Source organism: Streptomyces sp. LUP30, from assembly GCF_001746365.1.
GTDB lineage: Bacteria > Actinomycetota > Actinomycetes > Streptomycetales > Streptomycetaceae > Streptomyces.
The window spans coordinates 84,928-101,706 of the sequence record NZ_MJAJ01000020.1 but is presented as its reverse complement, the minus strand read 5'-3'; the positions used below and the strand labels follow the sequence as shown (position 1 = coordinate 101,706).

14 protein-coding genes and 1 tRNA gene are annotated in these 16,779 nt (G+C 69.9%); 3 read left to right on the top strand and 12 right to left on the bottom strand.

Annotated features, from left to right (window positions below):
* Complete coding sequence (locus BG482_RS18655; RefSeq protein ID WP_069770191.1) at nt 1-780, bottom strand: hypothetical protein; 780 nt, start codon at nt 778-780, stop codon at nt 1-3.
* Between the two features lie 107 nt (nt 781-887).
* Nucleotides 888-960 (bottom strand) — tRNA-Leu (locus tag BG482_RS18650).
* A gap of 100 nt (nt 961-1,060) precedes the next feature.
* Between BG482_RS18650 and BG482_RS18645 the strand changes: the two genes are divergently transcribed.
* Complete coding sequence (locus BG482_RS18645; RefSeq protein ID WP_030596546.1) at nt 1,061-1,717, top strand: ANTAR domain-containing response regulator; 657 nt, start codon at nt 1,061-1,063, stop codon at nt 1,715-1,717.
* Nucleotides 1,718-1,799: 82 nt separating this feature from the next.
* Here BG482_RS18645 and BG482_RS18640 read toward each other — a convergent pair whose 3' ends face one another.
* The 9 genes from BG482_RS18640 to BG482_RS18600 form a co-directional block, all read right to left on the bottom strand.
* Nucleotides 1,800-2,516: an ABC transporter ATP-binding protein gene (locus tag BG482_RS18640; RefSeq protein ID WP_069770190.1), complete on the bottom strand. Its 717-nt coding sequence runs from the start codon at nt 2,514-2,516 to the stop codon at nt 1,800-1,802.
* Nucleotides 2,513-3,418 carry an ABC transporter ATP-binding protein gene (locus BG482_RS18635; protein ID WP_069770189.1) on the bottom strand — a complete coding sequence of 302 codons (906 nt, stop codon included), beginning with the start codon at nt 3,416-3,418 and terminating at the stop codon, nt 2,513-2,515. The genes BG482_RS18640 and BG482_RS18635 overlap by 4 nt, the downstream gene beginning before the upstream one ends.
* A 5-nt stretch (nt 3,419-3,423) precedes the next feature.
* Entirely contained in the window at nt 3,424-5,247 is a 1,824-nt protein-coding gene (locus BG482_RS18630) for a branched-chain amino acid ABC transporter permease (protein ID WP_069770188.1), read from the bottom strand.
* A gap of 5 nt (nt 5,248-5,252) precedes the next feature.
* Nucleotides 5,253-6,185: a branched-chain amino acid ABC transporter permease gene (locus BG482_RS18625; protein WP_069770187.1), complete on the bottom strand. Its 933-nt coding sequence runs from the start codon at nt 6,183-6,185 to the stop codon at nt 5,253-5,255.
* Between the two features lie 113 nt (nt 6,186-6,298).
* Nucleotides 6,299-7,528, bottom strand: a complete 1,230-nt coding sequence (locus tag BG482_RS18620) for a branched-chain amino acid ABC transporter substrate-binding protein (protein WP_069770186.1) — start codon at nt 7,526-7,528, stop codon at nt 6,299-6,301.
* A gap of 287 nt (nt 7,529-7,815) precedes the next feature.
* The gene (locus BG482_RS18615; protein ID WP_069770185.1) at nt 7,816-8,430 is read right to left on the bottom strand and encodes a Tat pathway signal sequence domain protein; all 615 of its coding nucleotides are present in this window, start codon (nt 8,428-8,430) and stop codon (nt 7,816-7,818) included.
* Complete coding sequence (locus BG482_RS18610; protein ID WP_079141897.1) at nt 8,427-8,900, bottom strand: hypothetical protein; 474 nt, start codon at nt 8,898-8,900, stop codon at nt 8,427-8,429. The genes BG482_RS18615 and BG482_RS18610 overlap by 4 nt, the downstream gene beginning before the upstream one ends.
* Nucleotides 8,901-8,965: 65 nt before the next feature.
* On the bottom strand, nt 8,966-9,433 hold the full coding sequence (locus BG482_RS18605; RefSeq protein WP_069770184.1) for a PaaI family thioesterase: 468 nt from the start codon (nt 9,431-9,433) through the stop codon (nt 8,966-8,968).
* 49 nt (nt 9,434-9,482) lie between these two features.
* A complete protein-coding gene (locus tag BG482_RS18600) occupies nt 9,483-11,774 on the bottom strand; it encodes an FdhF/YdeP family oxidoreductase (RefSeq protein WP_069770183.1) in 2,292 nt (763 codons plus the stop codon).
* 386 nt (nt 11,775-12,160) lie between these two features.
* Here BG482_RS18600 and polA point away from each other — a divergent pair, with 386 nt between their 5' ends.
* Nucleotides 12,161-14,887 (top strand): DNA polymerase I, encoded by a 2,727-nt coding sequence (polA, locus tag BG482_RS18595; RefSeq protein WP_069770182.1) that lies wholly within the window; start codon nt 12,161-12,163, stop codon nt 14,885-14,887.
* A gap of 289 nt (nt 14,888-15,176) precedes the next feature.
* Nucleotides 15,177-15,620, top strand: a complete 444-nt coding sequence (locus BG482_RS18590) for a hypothetical protein (protein ID WP_141746641.1) — start codon at nt 15,177-15,179, stop codon at nt 15,618-15,620.
* Here BG482_RS18590 and BG482_RS18585 read toward each other — a convergent pair.
* The gene (locus BG482_RS18585) at nt 15,586-16,494 is read right to left on the bottom strand and encodes a DUF4184 family protein (RefSeq protein ID WP_069770180.1); all 909 of its coding nucleotides are present in this window, start codon (nt 16,492-16,494) and stop codon (nt 15,586-15,588) included. The genes BG482_RS18590 and BG482_RS18585 overlap by 35 nt on opposite strands.
* Nucleotides 16,495-16,779: the final 285 nt, after the last annotated feature.

Genomic DNA, 16,779 nt, shown 5'->3' with positions numbered 1-16,779 from the left:
TCAGTGCTTGGGGCCGACGTGGGCGTCGAGGAGAGCGACCTGCGCCTTCTTGGCGACGGAGATGTTGTAGGGGTTTCCGTTGCGGGTGCAGTGCGTCCACTCGATGCCCAGCTTCTCGAGGGTGTCGGTGAAGAGTCGCCGGATGTCGTCGGAGACGTTGGTGAAGAAGTACCGGGGATACTCGTAGCGCTTGCGCTCACCGGCGACGATGCGGGTCGTCCAGTTGGTGATACGGCACCCGTCGGAGTGGATGAGGCCCCGGATGAATTCCCAGGGGTAGGCGTCGACGATGGCCTGCTGCCACGCTTCGAGCTTGATGGGCCGCTCGTGTTTCTTGCCGGGGCCGTGCTGGGGGAACATGCAGGTCCAGTGTCTTGTGTATGACTTCACCTCGACGCAGCCCGCCTTATGGCGCTGACTGACACTGGGGAGTGGCATCACGTTACGCATAGCCTCTTCGGCGGCGACGATCAGGCCGACCTGGGATGCGTTGCAAAAGACGGACAGATGGTGCTGCTTCGGCTTGGAGACGATGTGTCCGTCGCCGAGATAAAGCCCCAGCAGGTATGAATACGCCGTCTCATCGAACTGGCGGTCCGTGCACTTGGGACAGTCCGTCGGCTGTTCGTACGTCTCTCCGCGTACTCTGCGGTCCTCGCTGCGCCACCACCCGACCGTTCCGCGAGGAATGGTCAGACGCTCCGCGACGACTCGATTGGCGACACCTTGCCGCATGAGTGCGACGGCTTGAGCCCGAATCGAAGGGCTGTGCTGTTCCATGTGCCCAGATTGATGGAGCGGTCAGGGCGGCACGCGGCAAAAAAGCGGATGTTCACGAGAACGGGAACATCCGCTTTTCTTTCGCGACCTTGGGAACCAAGGAAAAGTGCCCCGAGTCGGATTCGAACCGACGCTGGATGGGTTTTGAATCCATGGCCTCTACCGCTGGGCTACCGGGGCCCCTTCGAAACGAAGGTCAGCGGTCACCCGCTGTGTCACCACCTTACCGCAGCTAGGTAGGCTCTTGTCAGCAGTACCCGCCCCTGAACGAGGAGCCCCCGTGACCGCCCCCGAGTCGCCCCAGCCCGTAGACGCGCCCGACGACGACAAGTCGCACGTGCCTCCGCTGACGACCCGTGTCGTCATCGCCGAGGACGAGGCGCTGATCCGCCTCGACCTCAAGGAGATGCTGGAGGAGGAGGGCTACAGCGTCGTCGGCGAGGCCGGTGACGGTGAGCAGGCCGTCGAGCTGGCCCGTGAGCACAAGCCGGACCTCGTGATCCTCGATGTGAAGATGCCGAAGCTGGACGGCATCTCGGCGGCGGAGAAGATCGCCGAGGAGCGGATCGCGCCGGTGCTGATGCTGACGGCGTTCTCGCAGCGGGACCTGGTGGAGCGGGCGCGGGACGCGGGTGCGATGGCGTATCTGGTGAAGCCGTTCAGCAAGAGTGATGTCGTCCCGGCGATCGAGATGGCGGTTTCGCGGTTCACGGAGCTGCGTGAGCTGGAGAACGAGGTCGCGGATCTGACGCTGCGGTTGGAGACGCGGAAGCTGGTGGACCGGGCGAAGTCGATCCTGCAGACGGAGTACGGGCTGACGGAGCCGGCGGCGTTCCGGTGGATCCAGAAGACGTCGATGGATCGTCGGATGTCGATGCAGCAGGTGGCCGAGGCGGTCATTCAGGACGCGGACGAGAAGAAGGCGAACAAGGGTTAGTTCCTGCGGCGCTCTGTGCGCATGACGAAGGCCCGCGCCCGGAGAAGGGGTGCGGGCCTTCGTCGTGTGTGAGGGGGGTGGGTCAGTCCTCGCCGAGGTAGGCCTTGCGGACGGACTCGTCGTGGAGGAGGTCCTGGCCGGTGCCGGAGAGGACGATCTTGCCGATCTCCATGACGTGGCCGTGGTCGGCGAGCGAGAGGGCGGCCTGGGCGTTCTGCTCGATGAGCAGGATGGTCATGCCCTGGGACTTGAGCTCGGCGATGGTGGCCATGATCTTCTGCATCATGATGGGGGAGAGGCCCATGGAGGGCTCGTCCAGCATGAGGAGTTTGGGCTGGGACATGAGGGCGCGGCCCATGGCGAGCATCTGCTGTTCGCCGCCGGAGAGGGTGCCTGCGGCCTGCTTGCGGCGTTCTCCCAGGATGGGGAAGAGGTCGTAGGCGCGCTGGATGTCCTTCTCGATGCCTGCCTTGTCGTTGCGGAGGAAGGCGCCGAGGCGGAGGTTGTCCTCGATCGTCATGCGGGGGAAGATGTGCCGGCCCTCGGGGGAGTGGGCGAGGCCCTGCGAGACGATGTTGTGGGCGGGGATCTTCTTCAGCGATTTGCCGTTGAATTTGATCTGGCCGCCGACGGGCTTGAGGAGTCCGGAAAGGGTGCGCAGGGTGGTCGTCTTGCCGGCGCCGTTGGTGCCGATGAGGGTGACGACTTCGCCGGCTTCGACCTTGAACGAGATGCCTTTGACGGCTTCGATCTTGCCGTAGGCGACCCGGAGGTCCTCGACTTCGAGCAGTGCGGTCATCGGTCGTTCTCCTTGCCGGGCGCGGCGTCCGCAGTGGTGTCGGCGCTGTCGGCGTGTGCTTCGGCGGCCTCGACTTCGGCGAGTTCTTCGTCGCCGGGGGCGCTTTCGAAGGGTTCGCCGAGGTAGGCGGCGACGACGCGTTCGTCGCCCTGGACGGTGGCGCTGTCGCCTTCGACGAGTTTTTCGCCTTGGACGAGGACGGCGACGCGGTCGCAGAGGTTGAAGATGAAGCGCATGTCGTGCTCGATGACGAGGACGGCGATGCCCTTGTCGCGGATGGCGAAGACGAGTTCTTCGGTGGCGCGGGTTTCCTGGGGGTTCATGCCGGCGGTGGGCTCGTCCAGGAGGAGGAGGCCGGGTTCGCTGGCCAGGGCTCGCGCGATCTCGAGCTTGCGCTGTTCGCCGTAGGGGAGGTTGCGGGCGAGGTGGTCGGCCTTTTGCTCCAGGCCGATGAACTCGAGCAGTTCCATGGCGCGTTCGCGGGAGGCGGCTTCGGCCTTGTGGAAGGCGGGGAGGCGCAGGACGGCCGACCAGAAGCCTTCTTTGGTGCGGGTGTGGCGGCCGACCAGGACGTTTTCCAGGACTGTCATGTTGCCGAAGAGGCGGATGTTCTGGAAGGTGCGGGCGATGCCTGCGGCCGTGACCTTGAAGGATTTGGGCGGCAGGACTTTGTCCTTGTAGCGGACTTCGCCTTCGGTGGGGATGTAGAGGCCGGTGAGGCAGTTGAAGAAGGTGGTCTTGCCGGCGCCGTTGGGGCCGATGAGACCGACGATTTCTCCGGCGTTGACGTGGAGGTCGACGTCGCGGACGGCGGTGAGGCCGCCGAAGCGCATGGTGACGCCGCGGGCGTCGAGGACCCTTTCGCCGGTGGGGGCGACCGTGGTGGTGGTGTCGGTGGTCATGGTGGTCAGGCCCCTGCCTTCGTCAGGACGGTGGGAGCTTCCGCGTCCTCGTGGAACTCGAGCTGACGTCGCCGGTTGGGGATGAGGCCCTCCGGGCGGAAGCGCATCAGCAGGATGAGTGCGAGGCCGAAGGCGAAGAGCTGGTAGTCGCCGAGGAACTGGAGTTTGTTGGGGATGAGGAAGAGGAGGGAGGCGCCGATGAGGGGGCCGCCGATGGTGCCCATGCCGCCGAGGACGACTGCGGCGAGGAGGAAGGCGGAGTTGGGGGGGATGGGGCCGGCGAAGACGTACTGCTCGGGGGTCACGGTGTAGGTGACGTGGGCTTGTACGGTGCCGGCGAGTCCGGCGAGGGAGGCGCCGACGGCGAAGGCGATGAGTTTGACGCGGAAGCCGTTGATGCCCATGGCGAGGGCGGCGGTCTCGTCTTCGCGGATGGCGACCCAGGCGCGGCCGATGCGGGAGTCTCCGCTGCGTCGGAAGACGGTCACGACGATGGCGGTGATGATCAGCATCAGGAAGAAGTAGTTGGCGAAGCGGCCGATGCTGAAGCCGGCGATGTCGTGGACGGCGCCGAAGTCGAATCCGAGGATGTCGAGGTTCGGGATGGAGGAGATGCCGTTGGAGCCGTTGGTGATGTCGGGTCCGGAGGTGCCGTCGAGGTTGTTGGCGGTGATGCGGAAGATCTCTCCGAAGCCGAGGGTGACGATGGCGAGGTAGTCGCCGCGCAGTCGCAGGGTGGGGGCGCCGATGAGGACGCCGAAGACGAGGGAGGCGGCGGTGCCGACGAGGGCGGCGGCCCAGAAGGGGAAGTGGACGCCGAAGGGGGAGCTGGGGGAGCCGGAGACGAGGGAGGCGGCGTAGGCGCCGACGCCGAGGAAGGCGACGTAGCCGAGGTCGAGGAGTCCGGCGAGGCCGACGACGATGTTGAGGCCGAGGGCGACGGTGGCGAAGATGAGGATGTAGACGCCGACGGTGGCGTACTGGTCGTCGGTCTGGGTGAAGGGGAAGAGTGCGGCGGCGACGAACGCGCCGCAGGTGGTGATGTTCTGGTGGCGGGCGGTGATCTGGCCTGCCTGGGCGACGAGGCCGGCCTTGTTGACGGCGGTGAAGCCGAAGCCCGCGGTGATGAGGAAGCCGACGAAGAGTTCGTCGTACTCGGTGCCGATGCCGTAGGTGAAGACGGTGAGGCCGATGGCGAGGACGGCGACGATGATGAGGATCTCGGCGTAGGAGGGGAGCTTGCCGACGGGCTTGGCGGTGCCGGAGCCGAAGGCTGCCTTGATGGTCTCCCACTGGTGGGCGGCCTTGTGCTTGTTGTGCTCCCACGCGGAGTCGTCGGGGTCGATCGGGTCGGCCTCGGGGTGCTCGAAGGGCAGGGCGAGGGCGCCGATGAGGGCGGCGAGGCTGCCTATGGCGACGAGGTAGCCGCCGAGTTCGAGGTTGACGATGCCGCCGAGTTCGGTGCTGATCGCGATGACCGTGTACCAGCTGGTGGCGAAGGTGGCGAGGGCGGCGAATTTGATGGCGCCGTCGCCGCCGGCGGGGACGAGCCAGCCGAGGCCCTTGATGCCGTAGGTGGCGAGGGCGAAGAGGGTGGTGAGGGCGGCGCCGATGAGGACGAGGACCTGGAGGCCGCCGGGGTAGCCGTAGACGGTGAGGTCGCCGGGGAAGGCGGAGGTCCAGGTCCAGGCGAGGAAGGTGGAGATGAGGGTGAGGACGGCGCCGCCGGTGGCGAGGGCGCGGCCGGCTGCTGCGGGGATGCCGATGAGGCCGGCCTGGGCGGAAGCGGGGGTGTCGAACGCTTCGGCGGTGGTGGTCTGTGTCGTCATCGGTGTCACGCCCTGTCCGCGACGCGCTCGCCGAGCAGGCCTTGTGGCCGCAGCAGGAGCACGAGGATGAGGAGTACGAAGGCCCAGACGTCGGCCCAGGCGTTGCTGCCGAACTGGCCCATGCCGGGGATGTCGGCGATGTAGGCGGTGGCGAGGGTTTCGGCGATGCCGAGGACGATGCCGCCGATCATGGCTCCGTAGATGTTGCCGATGCCGCCGAGGACGGCCGCGGTGAAGGCCTTGAGGCCGAGGAGGAAGCCCATGGTGAAGGAGATCTGGCCGTACTTGAGGCCGTAGGCGACGCCTCCGATGGCGGCGAAGGCGGCGCCGAGGGCGAAGGCGACCACGATGATGCGGTCGGTGTTGACGCCCATGAGTTTGGCGGTGTCGGGGTCCTGGGCGGTGGCCTGCATGCCGCGGCCGGTGCGGGTCTTCATGACGAAGTAGCCGAGGAAGGCCATGCTCAGGGGGGCGGCGACGAGCAGGAAGACGTCGCCGGTCTGGATGGTGACGTTGCCGATGTTGAAGGGGCCGCCGTCGATCTGGGGGAAGACGCGGGCGGACTTGGCCTCGGGGTACCAGGCCCAGACGGCCTGCTGGAGGGCGAGGGAGAGGCCGATGGCGGTGATGAGCGGGGCGAGGCGCGGTGCGTTGCGGAGGGGACGGTAGGCGAACCGTTCCGCTCCCACGGCGACGGTGACGGAGACCATCACGGCTCCGACGAGCATCAGTGGCAGGGCGATCGCCATGGAGGTGCCGTCGGGCAGTACGTACGCGTAGACCGTGAGAGCGCCGAACGCTCCGGTCATGAAGATCTCGCCGTGGGCGAAGTTGATGAGCTGGACAATGCCATAGACCATTGTGTAGCCGATGGCGACAAGGCCGTACATGGATCCCAGTAGCAGGCCGTTGACCAGCTGCTGCGGCAGTTCGTTCACCGCATGTCCTCCGAGACGGTTCGGATGTTTCGACGGGGGGCCGGATGCGAGTCCGCGCGGGGCGCTTGTGGAACAGCGCCCCGCGCGGCTCGGCTGTGGTGCGGGTGTGGTTGTCAGCCGGAGTAGGTGCCGGACTTGACGGCCTTCCAGGCACCGTTCTCGACGGCGTAGACGGTGAGCTGCTTGTTGGTGGCGTCGCCGTACTCGTCGAAGGAGACCTTGCCGGTCACGCCGTCGAAGGAGACGTTCTGGACGGCTGCGGTGACCTTGGCGCGGGCGTCGTCGGGGAGCTTGCCGCCGTTGTCGTCGACGACCTTCTTGACGGCCTCGATGATGGCCCAGGCGGAGTCGTAGGAGTAACCGCCGTAGGCGGCGTACTCCTCCTTGTAGCCGCCGGCCTTGTAGTTGGCGACGAACTCCTTGGCGGAGGGGAGCTGCTCGACGGGGGCGCCGACGGAGGTGGCGAGGTCGCCGGTGGCGTCGGAGCCGGCCAGCTTGATGAAGGTCGGGTCGAAGATGCCGTCGCCGCCGACCACGGGGATCTTGGCGCCGGCGGCCTTGATCTGCTTGCTGAGGGGGCCGGCCTGCGGGTATTCGCCGCCGTAGTAGACGACGTCGGCGCCGGAGTTCTTCACCTGGGTGGCGACGGCGGAGAAGTCCTTGGAGTCGGGGTTGATGTGCTGGGTGCCCGCGATGGTGCCGCCGAGCTTCTTGAACTCCGCGGTGAAGGTGCTGGCGAGGCCGGCTCCGTAGGTCTTCTTGTCGTCGATGACGAAGACCTTCTTCTTCTTGGCGTCGTTGAAGACGTACTGGGCGGCGAACGGGCCCTGGATGGCGTCCGTGGTCGCGGTGCGGAAGTACGACTTGTAGGTGCGCTTCTTGGAGGTGGCCCAGTCGGTGCCCTGGGTGAGCGCGGGGTTGGTGTTGGCCGGGGAGACCTCGACGAGTTTGGCGTCGTCGAAGACCTTCTGCATCGACTCGGCGACCGAGGAGTTCAGCGGGCCGACCACGCCGAGGACGCTCTTGTCGGCGACGAGGGCGGAGGCGTTCTGCTGGCCGGCGGAGGGCTGCGCCTGGTCGTCCTTGGCGACGATCTTGAAGGTGACGCCGTCGACGAGCTTCTGCTTGTTGGCCGTCTTGGCGGCGAGGTCGACGGAGTTCTTGATGCCGAGGCCCAGCGCGGACAGGTCGCCGGTCAGCGGGGCGTCGACGCCGATGGTGACGGTGGTGCCGCCGCTGTCGGAGCCCTTGTCGTCGCCGCTGTCGCGCGAGCCGCAGGCGGTGAGGGTGAGTGCTCCCGCGGACAGCGCGGCGGTGATGGCGATGAGCGAACGTTGACGCACGTTCCAGTCCTTTCCCTGGGCGGCTCTCCCCCCTGGAAGAGGCCGAGTCGAGCGCGGACCTGGAGGGGTATTCCAGCCGCGCGGTGACTGGGCGTGACTCTAAGCGGGTGGAGGGAACGTGGAGGAGGGTCTGACGAAGGCTGTGACTCTCTTGTTATGACACGAGGTAATGCAGAGCGGTACTTGGTGGGTGGAACGGCGGAATTCAGGCCGATTCGCCCTGTCCGCATGCTGAGAATGTGCAGGACGACCCTGGGTGTGGTCAGGCGTCTCGGGTATTTTGGTGATTACCTAATATCGTTGCTGCAGGCGACCTGTAGGGCGTGTGAGAGGTCGTGCGCATAGCGCGGTCCCAGGATGAAACTCTGCACCTGCATTGCGCGCGCATTACGTAGAGTTACGTCTATGAAAGGGAGTCCGGCGTCCCGGGGGACTTTTCCGCATTCCGTCACGTGCATGGTGACGACGATCTTGCGGGCGGCGCCCGACTTCGTCCGGAACGGGGCGCGCGGGGCCGAGGTCAGGGAGAGGCCGTCGTATGGCTGCGTCATTCCGGTCACGGTGACCGCCGGTCCGGACTCCACGCCGAGCAGTACCTCGAAGGCGAAGGTGCGCGGTCGGGTGCCGGGCGGCACGGTGACCTCGCCGAGGTAGCTGACGTCCACCGTCTGCGCGGGGAACGGCAGTTCGGCCCTGACGGGCCGGGCGGCGGGCGGCCGGGTCGCGTACAGGTAGCCGCCGCCGGCGGCGAGGAGGGCCGCGGCGAGGAGGGCGTGTGCGGCGCGGCGGTGGGCGGTGTAGAGGCGGGCGAGCGGCCGGGTGGCGGGTCCGGCGGGCTCGGGGGTGGCGAGGGGATGGCCCTGGGTGCCCTCGCCGGGCTCGACCGGCCCGATGGCGTTCACTGCCAGGGGCCTTCGCCGGGGCCGCCGGAGCGGTACCAGTCCACGCAGCCCCTGTGGGCCTGACGGTCGATCAACTTCGCTGCGGCTGCCGCTCCTTGCTGCTTCTTCTCGGCGCGGGCGGAGTCCAGGACGGTCCGCAGGATGTCGTACTGGCCGTTGGAGAGCCCCATGGACTGGTAGTCGCCGTAGGTGTCGCTGTCGAGCATGACGTGCGACCAGTGGGCGACGATCCGTGTGCACAGCTCCTCGGGGGCGGCTGACGCGGTGGGCGCGGCTGACGTGGTGGGTGTGGAGGCGGCGGTGGGCGCGGCTGACGTGGTGGGTGTGGAGGCGGCGGTGGGCGCGGCGTCCGCAGGCCGGGGGGCCCGGTCGCAGGCGGTCGCCGTCGCCCCGGCCAGGGTCGCCGCCAGAAGGGCCGGCCCGAGCAGCCGTGCCGTCGCTCTCGCCCCCGGGGCGCTCGCCGTCGTCATGCCTGTGACGCTAGGCCGCCGGGGCGGCGCCGGGCAACGGGTGACGCCGCACCGGGTGTCGGGCGTCAGCTCCGGACGGCGGGCGCGTCGCGCAGCAGGCAGGTGAGCCGGGCGGTGCACACGCGCCGGCCCTCCTCGTCGCTGATCACGATCTCGTACGTGGCCGTGGAGCGCCCCCGGTGCACGGGGGTGGCGACTCCGGTCACCAGGCCGGAGCGGGCGCCGCGGTGGTGGGTGCAGTTCAGGTCGACGCCGACGGCGATCTTGGTGCTGCCGCCGTGCAGCATCGAGCCGACCGAGCCGAGGGTCTCGGCGAGGACCGCGGAGGCGCCGCCGTGGAGCAGCCCGTAGGGCTGGGTGTTGCCCTCGACGGGCATGGTGCCCACGACGCGGTCCGCGGACGCCTCGACGATCTCCACGCCCATGCGGGAGCCGAGATGTCCGGCGGAGAACAGGGCGGCGATGTCGATGCCGAGGGCGGCGTACTCGTCGATGACCTCTTGCGGGAACTTCACGTGCTGCTGCTCGCCCATGGGGTCCTGCTCCGTTCGTCGATCACATCCGGCGTCACTGAGCAAACGCTCAGTCGGTGGCCGATTGTTCCAGACGGACCACGACGGACTTGCTGGCCGGGGTGTTGCTGGTGTCGGCGGTGGCGTCCAGCGGGACCAGCACGTTGGTCTCCGGGTAGTACGCGGCGGCGCACCCGCGCGTGGTCGGGTAGAGCACGACCCGGAAGCCGGGCGCCCGCCGCTCCACCCCGTCCTCCCACTCGCTCACCAGGTCCACGTACGCCCCCTCGGCGAACCCGAGGACGCGCGCGTCCTCGGCGTTGACCAGGACGACCCGGCGGCCGTTCCTGATGCCGCGGTAACGGTCGTCGAGGCCGTAGATCGTGGTGTTGTACTGATCGTGCGAGCGCAGCGTCTGCAGCAGCAGCCGGCCCTCGGGCAGCTTCGGATACTCGACCGGCGCGGCGGTGAAGTTGGCCTTGCCGGTGGCCGTGGGGAAGCGCCGCTCGTCACGCGGGGCGTGCGGGAGGGTGAAGCCGCCCGGGCGACCGTCGGAGTCGCTCACGCGCGCGTTGAAGTCCTCGAAGCCGGGGATCACCCGCGCGATGCGGTCGCGGATCGTCGCGTAGTCCTTCTCGAACTCCTCCCACGGCGTCGCGCTGTTCTCGCCCAGCACCCGGCGGGCCAGCCGGCACACTATGGCCGGCTCGGACAGCAGGTGCGCGCTCGCGGGCGCGAGACGGCCCCGGGAGGCGTGCACCATACCCATGGAGTCCTCGACGGTCACGAACTGCGCGCCGCCGTCCTGCAGATCACGCTCGGTGCGCCCGAGGGTGGGCAGGATCAGGGCGCGTGCGCCGGTGACGACGTGCGAGCGGTTCAGCTTGGTCGACACGTGCACGGTCAGCCGGGCGCGCCGCATGGCGGCCTCGGTGACGTCGGTGTCGGGGGAGGCCGACACGAAATTGCCGCCCATGGCGAAGAACAACTTCGCCTCGCCGTCGCGCAGCGCGCGGATGGCCCGCACCACGTCGAAGCCGTGCGCGCGTGGCGGCGCGAACCCGAACTCCTTCTCCAGGGCGTCCAGGAAGGCCGGTGCGGGCCGCTCGAAGATGCCCATGGTGCGGTCGCCCTGCACGTTGGAGTGGCCGCGCACCGGGCACACGCCCGCGCCCGGGCGGCCGATGTTCCCGCGCAGCAGGAGGAAGTTGACGACCTCGCGGATGGTGGGCACGGAGTGCTTGTGCTGGGTGAGGCCCATGGCCCAGCAGACGATGGTGCGCTGCGAGGCGAGGACCATGCGCAGGGCTTCCTCGATCTGTGCGCGGCCGAGACCGGTCGCGGTGAGCGTCTCGTCCCAGTCGGCGGCCCGCGCCGTCTCGGCGAACTCCTCGAAGCCGTGGGTGTGTTCGGCGATGAACGCCTCGTCGAGCGCACCCTCGGTCTCCAGGACGAGCTTGTTGAGGAGACGGAAGAGCGCCTGGTCGCCGCCGATGCGGATCTGCAGGAACAGGTCGGTGAGCGCGGCGCCCTTGACCATGCCCTGCGGGGTCTGCGGGTTCTTGAAGCGCTCCAGGCCCGCCTCGGGCAGCGGATTGACGCTGATGATCTTCGCGCCGCCCGCCTTGGCCTTCTCCAGGGCGGAGAGCATCCGGGGGTGGTTGGTGCCCGGGTTCTGTCCGGCGACGATGATCAGGTCGGCCTGGTAGAGGTCCTCCAGCAGGACGCTGCCCTTGCCGATGCCGATGGTCTCCGACAGGGCCGAGCCGGAGGACTCGTGGCACATGTTGGAGCAGTCCGGCAGGTTGTTCGTGCCGAGTTCGCGGGCGAACAGCTGGTAGAGGAACGCGGCCTCGTTGCTGGTGCGGCCCGAGGTGTAGAAGACGGCCTCGTCGGGGGAGGCGAGGGCGGCCGTCTCCTCGGCGATGATGTCGAAGGCGCGCTCCCAGGTGACCGGCTCGTAGCGGTCGGCCCCTTCGGGCAGGTACATGGGGTGGGTGAGCCTGCCCTGCTGGCCCAGCCAGTAGCCGCTGCGGCCGGCGAGGTCGGCGACGGTGTGCGCGGCGAAGAACTCGGGGGTGACCCGCCGCAGGGTCGCCTCCTCGGCGACCGCCTTCGCGCCGTTCTCGCAGAACTCCGCGGCGTGCCGGTGCTCGGGCTCGGGCCACGCACAGCCCGGGCAGTCGAAGCCGTCCTTCTGGTTGACGCGCAGCAGCGTCAGCGCCGTGCGCTTCACGCCCATCTGCTGCCTGGCGATACGCAGGGAGTGCCCGACGGCCGGCAGGCCCGCTGCCGCGTGCTGGGGCTCGGCGACCCGCGGCGCGTCCTGGACCGGATCAGCTTTGGGCGGCTTCGATGCCATCGCGCGCTCTCCTTCGACCTGCCGTGTGTGCCGTGTGCCGTGCGTGCCGTGTGTGCCGTCCGGCGGGCGTGGCGCACGTCGTGCCGTGCGCACCGCCACACGGGATCCTCGCACGCGGCGCCGACAACGATCCCGTGTGGTACTGGTCACTGACACGGATACGGGCAAAGCCTGCGTGCGGGGGACGCCGGGCTGGGGCGCGGGGCTGGGTGGACGGCGGCGGCGGCGGACGGGCAAGGGGCACGGGGAGCCGGGGAGCCGGGAGCCGGGGAGTGCGGGCTCGTGCCGCGGGCAGAGGTTCGGGCGGGGACCGCGGGCGCCGGGTGCGCCGGTCGGGCGGAGTCGGCCGGAGCCGACTGTCAGTGGGGCGTGGCAGGATCGGGGGCGTGGCAGAGACAGCAGCGAAGAAGACCGACACCCCCACCGGCGCAAGCCGCCCGCGCCTGATGCTCATGGACGGGCACTCGCTGGCGTACCGCGCGTTCTTCGCGCTGCCCGCGGAGAACTTCACCACCGCGACGGGCCAGCCGACGAACGCGATCTACGGTTTCGCGTCGATGCTCGCCAACACGTTGCGTGACGAGTCGCCCACGCACTTCGCGGTCGCCTTCGACGTCTCCCGCAAGACGTGGCGCTCGGAGGAGTTCACCGAGTACAAGGCCAACCGCTCCAAGACGCCCGACGAGTTCAAGGGCCAGGTCGAGCTGATCGGCGAGCTGCTCGACGCGATGCACGTCTCGCGGTTCGCGGTGGACGGCTTCGAGGCCGACGATGTCATCGCCACGCTCGCCACCCAGGCCGAGGCCGCAGGCTTCGAGGTCCTGATCGTCACCGGCGACCGCGACTCCTTCCAGCTGGTGTCCGAGCACACCACGGTCCTGTACCCGACGAAGGGTGTGTCGGAGCTGACCCGGTTCACCCCGGAGAAGGTCTTCGAGAAGTACGCGTTGACGCCCGCGCAGTACCCCGACTTCGCGGCGCTGCGCGGCGACCCGTCCGACAACCTGCCCGGCATCCCGGGCGTCGGCGAGAAGACGGCCGCGAAGTGGATCAACCAGTTCGGTTCGTTCGCGGAACTCGTCGAGCGCGTCGAGGAGGTCAAGGGCAAGGCCGGGCAGAACCTGCGCGACCACCTGGAGGCCGTCAAGCTCAACCGTCGCCTCACCGAGATGGTCCGGGACGTCGAGCTGCCCAAGGCGGTCGCCGAACTGGAACGCGCCCCCTACGACCGCACGGCCGTCGCGATGGTCCTGGACACCCTGGAGATCAGGAACCCCTCGCTGCGCGAGCGGCTGTTCGCCGTCGACCCCGGCGGCGAGGAGGCCGAGGCGACCCCGGTGATCACCGCCGGCGTGGAGCTGGACGGCACGGTGCTGGGCACGGGCGAGCTGGCCGGCTGGCTCGCCGAGCACGGCACGCAGACCCTGGGCGTGGCCACCGTCGACACCTGGGCGCTGGGCGCGGGCTCGGTCGCCGAGATCGCGCTCGCCGCGGCCGGCGGAGCCGCCGCCTGGTTCGACCCGACAGAACTGGACGAGACCGACGAGAGCGCGTGGGCGGCCTGGCTCGCCGCCGAGGAACGCGCCAAGGTCCTGCACGACGCCAAGGGCGCCATGCGGGTGTTCGCCGAGCACGGCTGGTCGGTCGCCGGCGTCCTCATGGACACCGCGCTCGCCGCGTACCTGGTCAAGCCCGGCCGCCGCTCCTTCGACCTGGACGCGCTGTCCCTGGAGTACCTGGGCCGTGAACTGGCCCCCGCCGCGACGGCCGACGGCCAGCTCGCCTTCGGCGCGGACGACGGCGCTGAGGCCGAAGCCCTCATGGTGCAGGCCCGCACCATCGTCGACCTCGGGGAGGCCTTCCGCGGCCGGCTGGAGGAGGTCGGCGCCACCGACCTGCTGCGCGACATGGAACTGCCCACCTCCGCCCTCCTGGCCCGCATGGAACGCCATGGCATCGCGGCCGACCGCGCCCACCTGGAGGCCATGGAGCAGATGTTCGCCGGCGCCGTCCAGCAGGCCGTGAAGGAGGCGCACGCCGCGGCCGGGCACGAGTTCAACCTGGGCTCGCCCAAGCAGCTCCAGGAAGTCCTCTTCGGCGAGCTGGGCCTGCCCAGGACGAAGAAGACCAAGACCGGCTACACCACCGACGCCGACGCCCTGGCCTGGCTGGCCGGCCAGACCGACAACGAGCTGCCGGTCGTCATGCTCCGCCACCGCGAGCAGGCGAAACTGCGCGTCACGGTCGAGGGCCTGATCAAGACGATCGCCGCCGACGGCCGCATCCACACCACCTTCAACCAGACGGTCGCCGCGACCGGCCGGCTGTCCTCCACGGACCCCAACCTGCAGAACATCCCCGTCCGCACCGACGAGGGCCGCGCCATCCGCCGCGGCTTCGTCGTCGGCGAGGGCTTCGAGTCCCTGATGACGGCCGACTACAGCCAGATCGAGCTGCGGGTGATGGCCCACCTCTCGGAGGACGCCGGCCTCATCGAGGCGTTCACCTCCGGCGAGGACCTGCACACCACGGCCGCCTCCCAGGTGTTCGGCGTGGAGCCCGGCGCGGTGGACGCGGAGATGCGCCGCAAGATCAAGGCCATGTCCTACGGCCTGGCGTACGGGCTGTCGGCGTTCGGCCTGTCCCAGCAGCTGAACATCGACGCGGGCGAGGCCCGTGCCCTGATGGACGCCTACTTCGAGCGCTTCGGCGGCGTCCGGGACTACCTGCGGCGCGCCGTCGACGAGGCACGCGCGACGGGCTACACGGCCACCCTGTTCGGCCGCCGCCGCTACCTGCCCGACCTCAACAGCGACAACCGTCAGCGCCGGGAGGCGGCCGAGCGCATGGCCCTCAACGCGCCCATCCAGGGCACCGCGGCCGACATCGTCAAGATCGCCATGCTCAAGGTGGACGGGGCACTGCGCACGGCGGACCTCGCCTCCCGCATGCTGCTCCAGGTCCACGACGAAATCGTCCTGGAGATCGCCCCCGGCGAGCGGGTGGCCGTGGAGGAACTGGTCCGCAGGGAGATGGCAGGCGCCGTCCACCTCAGGGCTCCGCTGGACGTCTCGGTGGGCGCGGGCGCGGACTGGGAGTCGGCCGCGCACTAGCCCGCGGCAGCCGAGGCGCCGTCACCGCCCCCGCTGCGCCTTCGGACGGATGAGGGGTCCTGCCCGCCCGGACAGGACCCCTCACCCATTTCCCCTTTCACCCTTTCCCCTTCCCCCTGCGCTTTTCTCCCCTCGCCCCCTCCCGGCCCTTCCCGCCCTCGCGTCCCTCCGTCGGAGCCGCCGCCCGCGGCGACGCCCTTCGTCACGGCCGGTCATCCCCCGAAGGGCCCTCACCCGCGTGGCCGTCGAGAACAGGCCCCCGACCCTCGCCGACCGCCAGGATGCGGCCATGGGTATACGCATGCTTCACCGCCGCAAGGCCCACGCACGCGTTCACGCCACGGCCGCCGCCGGCACCCGGGACGAACCCGGCACGGCGCACTGGAGGCGTCCACGCCCCGCCCTCGCGCCCCGCGCCGCCACCGCCCGCGTCCCGAGAACGCCCGCCACGGTCCTGCGCACAGCCGCGAGGATCCTGCGCACGGCCGCCGCGCGCCTGCACCGCCCGGACCCGGCCCGGCTCGTCCCCGCGGAGCTGCTCGCGCTCGTCCTGCGGACGCTGCCGCGGGACGGCGCCCGGCGTCTGTGGGCCGCGGTGGCCCACGGCCGGCCGGCGCTCGCCCTCGGCGTCCTCCGCCGGCTCCTCAGGCCCCGCGGAATCCGACGGATCCCCGTGTTCGTCGCGACCGCGCGACCCCTCACGGACCGCCCGGACCGCCCCGCCGCACACTGACCGCCCGCGCTCCCGCACCCGCCTGCGCACCCGCCCCCGTCTCCGCGCCCGGCCGTTCGGGACGCCCGGCCGGGGCGGTCGGCCGCCACAGCCGCACGCCCACGGAGTACAGCAGCACGCCCAGCGCCAGCCCCGCGCCCGCACCGAAGCACACCGTCGGTACGAGCTCCCACGGCTTCGCCCCGCGCGTCCCCCAGTACTCCCACCACCGCGTCGCCCGCCGCACCGCGGCAACCAGCGCACACCCGACGATCAGGCCGCTCGCCCACCACCGGTCCCGCACCGAGAGCACCGCCACCCCGGCCGGCTCGCCGTCGGGCGCCCGGCGCAGCGCGTACGCGACGAACACGGCGATGACGACCGCGGCCACGGCCGAACCCCCGTACTGCAGGTACCAGTACAGCGGCGAGCCGGCGATCTGCTCGCCGAGGACGGGGAACAGACGCATGCCCCAGCGGTCGAGGTGCGTGAACGCGTCCCAGACCACGTGCGTCAGCGCGCCCAGCGCCGCGGAGACGTACCACCGAAGGAGGAGCGGGGGCCGCACCCGCGCGCGGGGGCGCCCGCAGCCGGTCAGGGCGGCCGTCCGGCCCTGCCGTCCGCGCGGCAGCAGCGCCACCAGCGGCTCGCGCACCAGCAGCCAGAGCCCCACCAGCGCCCAGGCGACACCCACGTCGACCGTGAACACGCCGGCGAAGGAATGTGTGACGTTCCCGAACTCCATGGCCCCCGGCAGGACACTCGCCGCGTAGTAGGTCATGTCCGGAGCGAACGATCCCGCCACCAGAGCGGCCGGCGCCAGCCGCCCGCGGCCGGATCCGTCGGCGCGCACGGCGGGCAGCACCGCCGCGGCGTGACTCAGGGTGAACGGCAACGGGGCTCCCGGGGGCGGACGTTGTGGGCCCGAGCGGCCCTGCGGTCGACGACGTCCAGTATGCGGGGCACGGTTCCGGGTTGACGGCGCGTGACCGGCCGGTGAAAACGGCGCTCGAACGGGTGCCGGTAGAAAAGAAGTTGTCGTAGGGTCGCCTGGGTCGCCGCGACCCGAACGCGTCGAACGAAGGCACAAAAAAGAGGGCAAATCGCTTGCGCGTGCAACCCTCGCGGCGGGTGGACCGTCCCACCAGGGGCAACGGAAACCGGCAACCGCAACGAAAAC

Excerpts from the sequence above, each read along its gene's own strand:
- BG482_RS18605 (WP_069770184.1), bottom strand. The coding sequence starts at position 9,433 with ATGGGCGAGCAGCAGCACGTGAAGTTCCCGCAAGAGGTCATCGACGAG.
- BG482_RS18600 (WP_069770183.1), bottom strand. The coding sequence starts at position 11,774 with ATGGCATCGAAGCCGCCCAAAGCTGATCCGGTCCAGGACGCGCCGCGG.
- BG482_RS18635 (WP_069770189.1), bottom strand. The coding sequence starts at position 3,418 with ATGACCACCGACACCACCACCACGGTCGCCCCCACCGGCGAAAGGGTC.
- BG482_RS18640 (WP_069770190.1), bottom strand. The coding sequence starts at position 2,516 with ATGACCGCACTGCTCGAAGTCGAGGACCTCCGGGTCGCCTACGGCAAG.
- BG482_RS18630 (WP_069770188.1), bottom strand. The coding sequence starts at position 5,247 with ATGACGACACAGACCACCACCGCCGAAGCGTTCGACACCCCCGCTTCC.
- BG482_RS18610 (WP_079141897.1), bottom strand. The coding sequence starts at position 8,900 with ATGACGACGGCGAGCGCCCCGGGGGCGAGAGCGACGGCACGGCTGCTC.
- BG482_RS18590 (WP_141746641.1), top strand. The coding sequence starts at position 15,177 with ATGGGTATACGCATGCTTCACCGCCGCAAGGCCCACGCACGCGTTCAC.
- BG482_RS18655 (WP_069770191.1), bottom strand. The coding sequence starts at position 780 with ATGGAACAGCACAGCCCTTCGATTCGGGCTCAAGCCGTCGCACTCATG.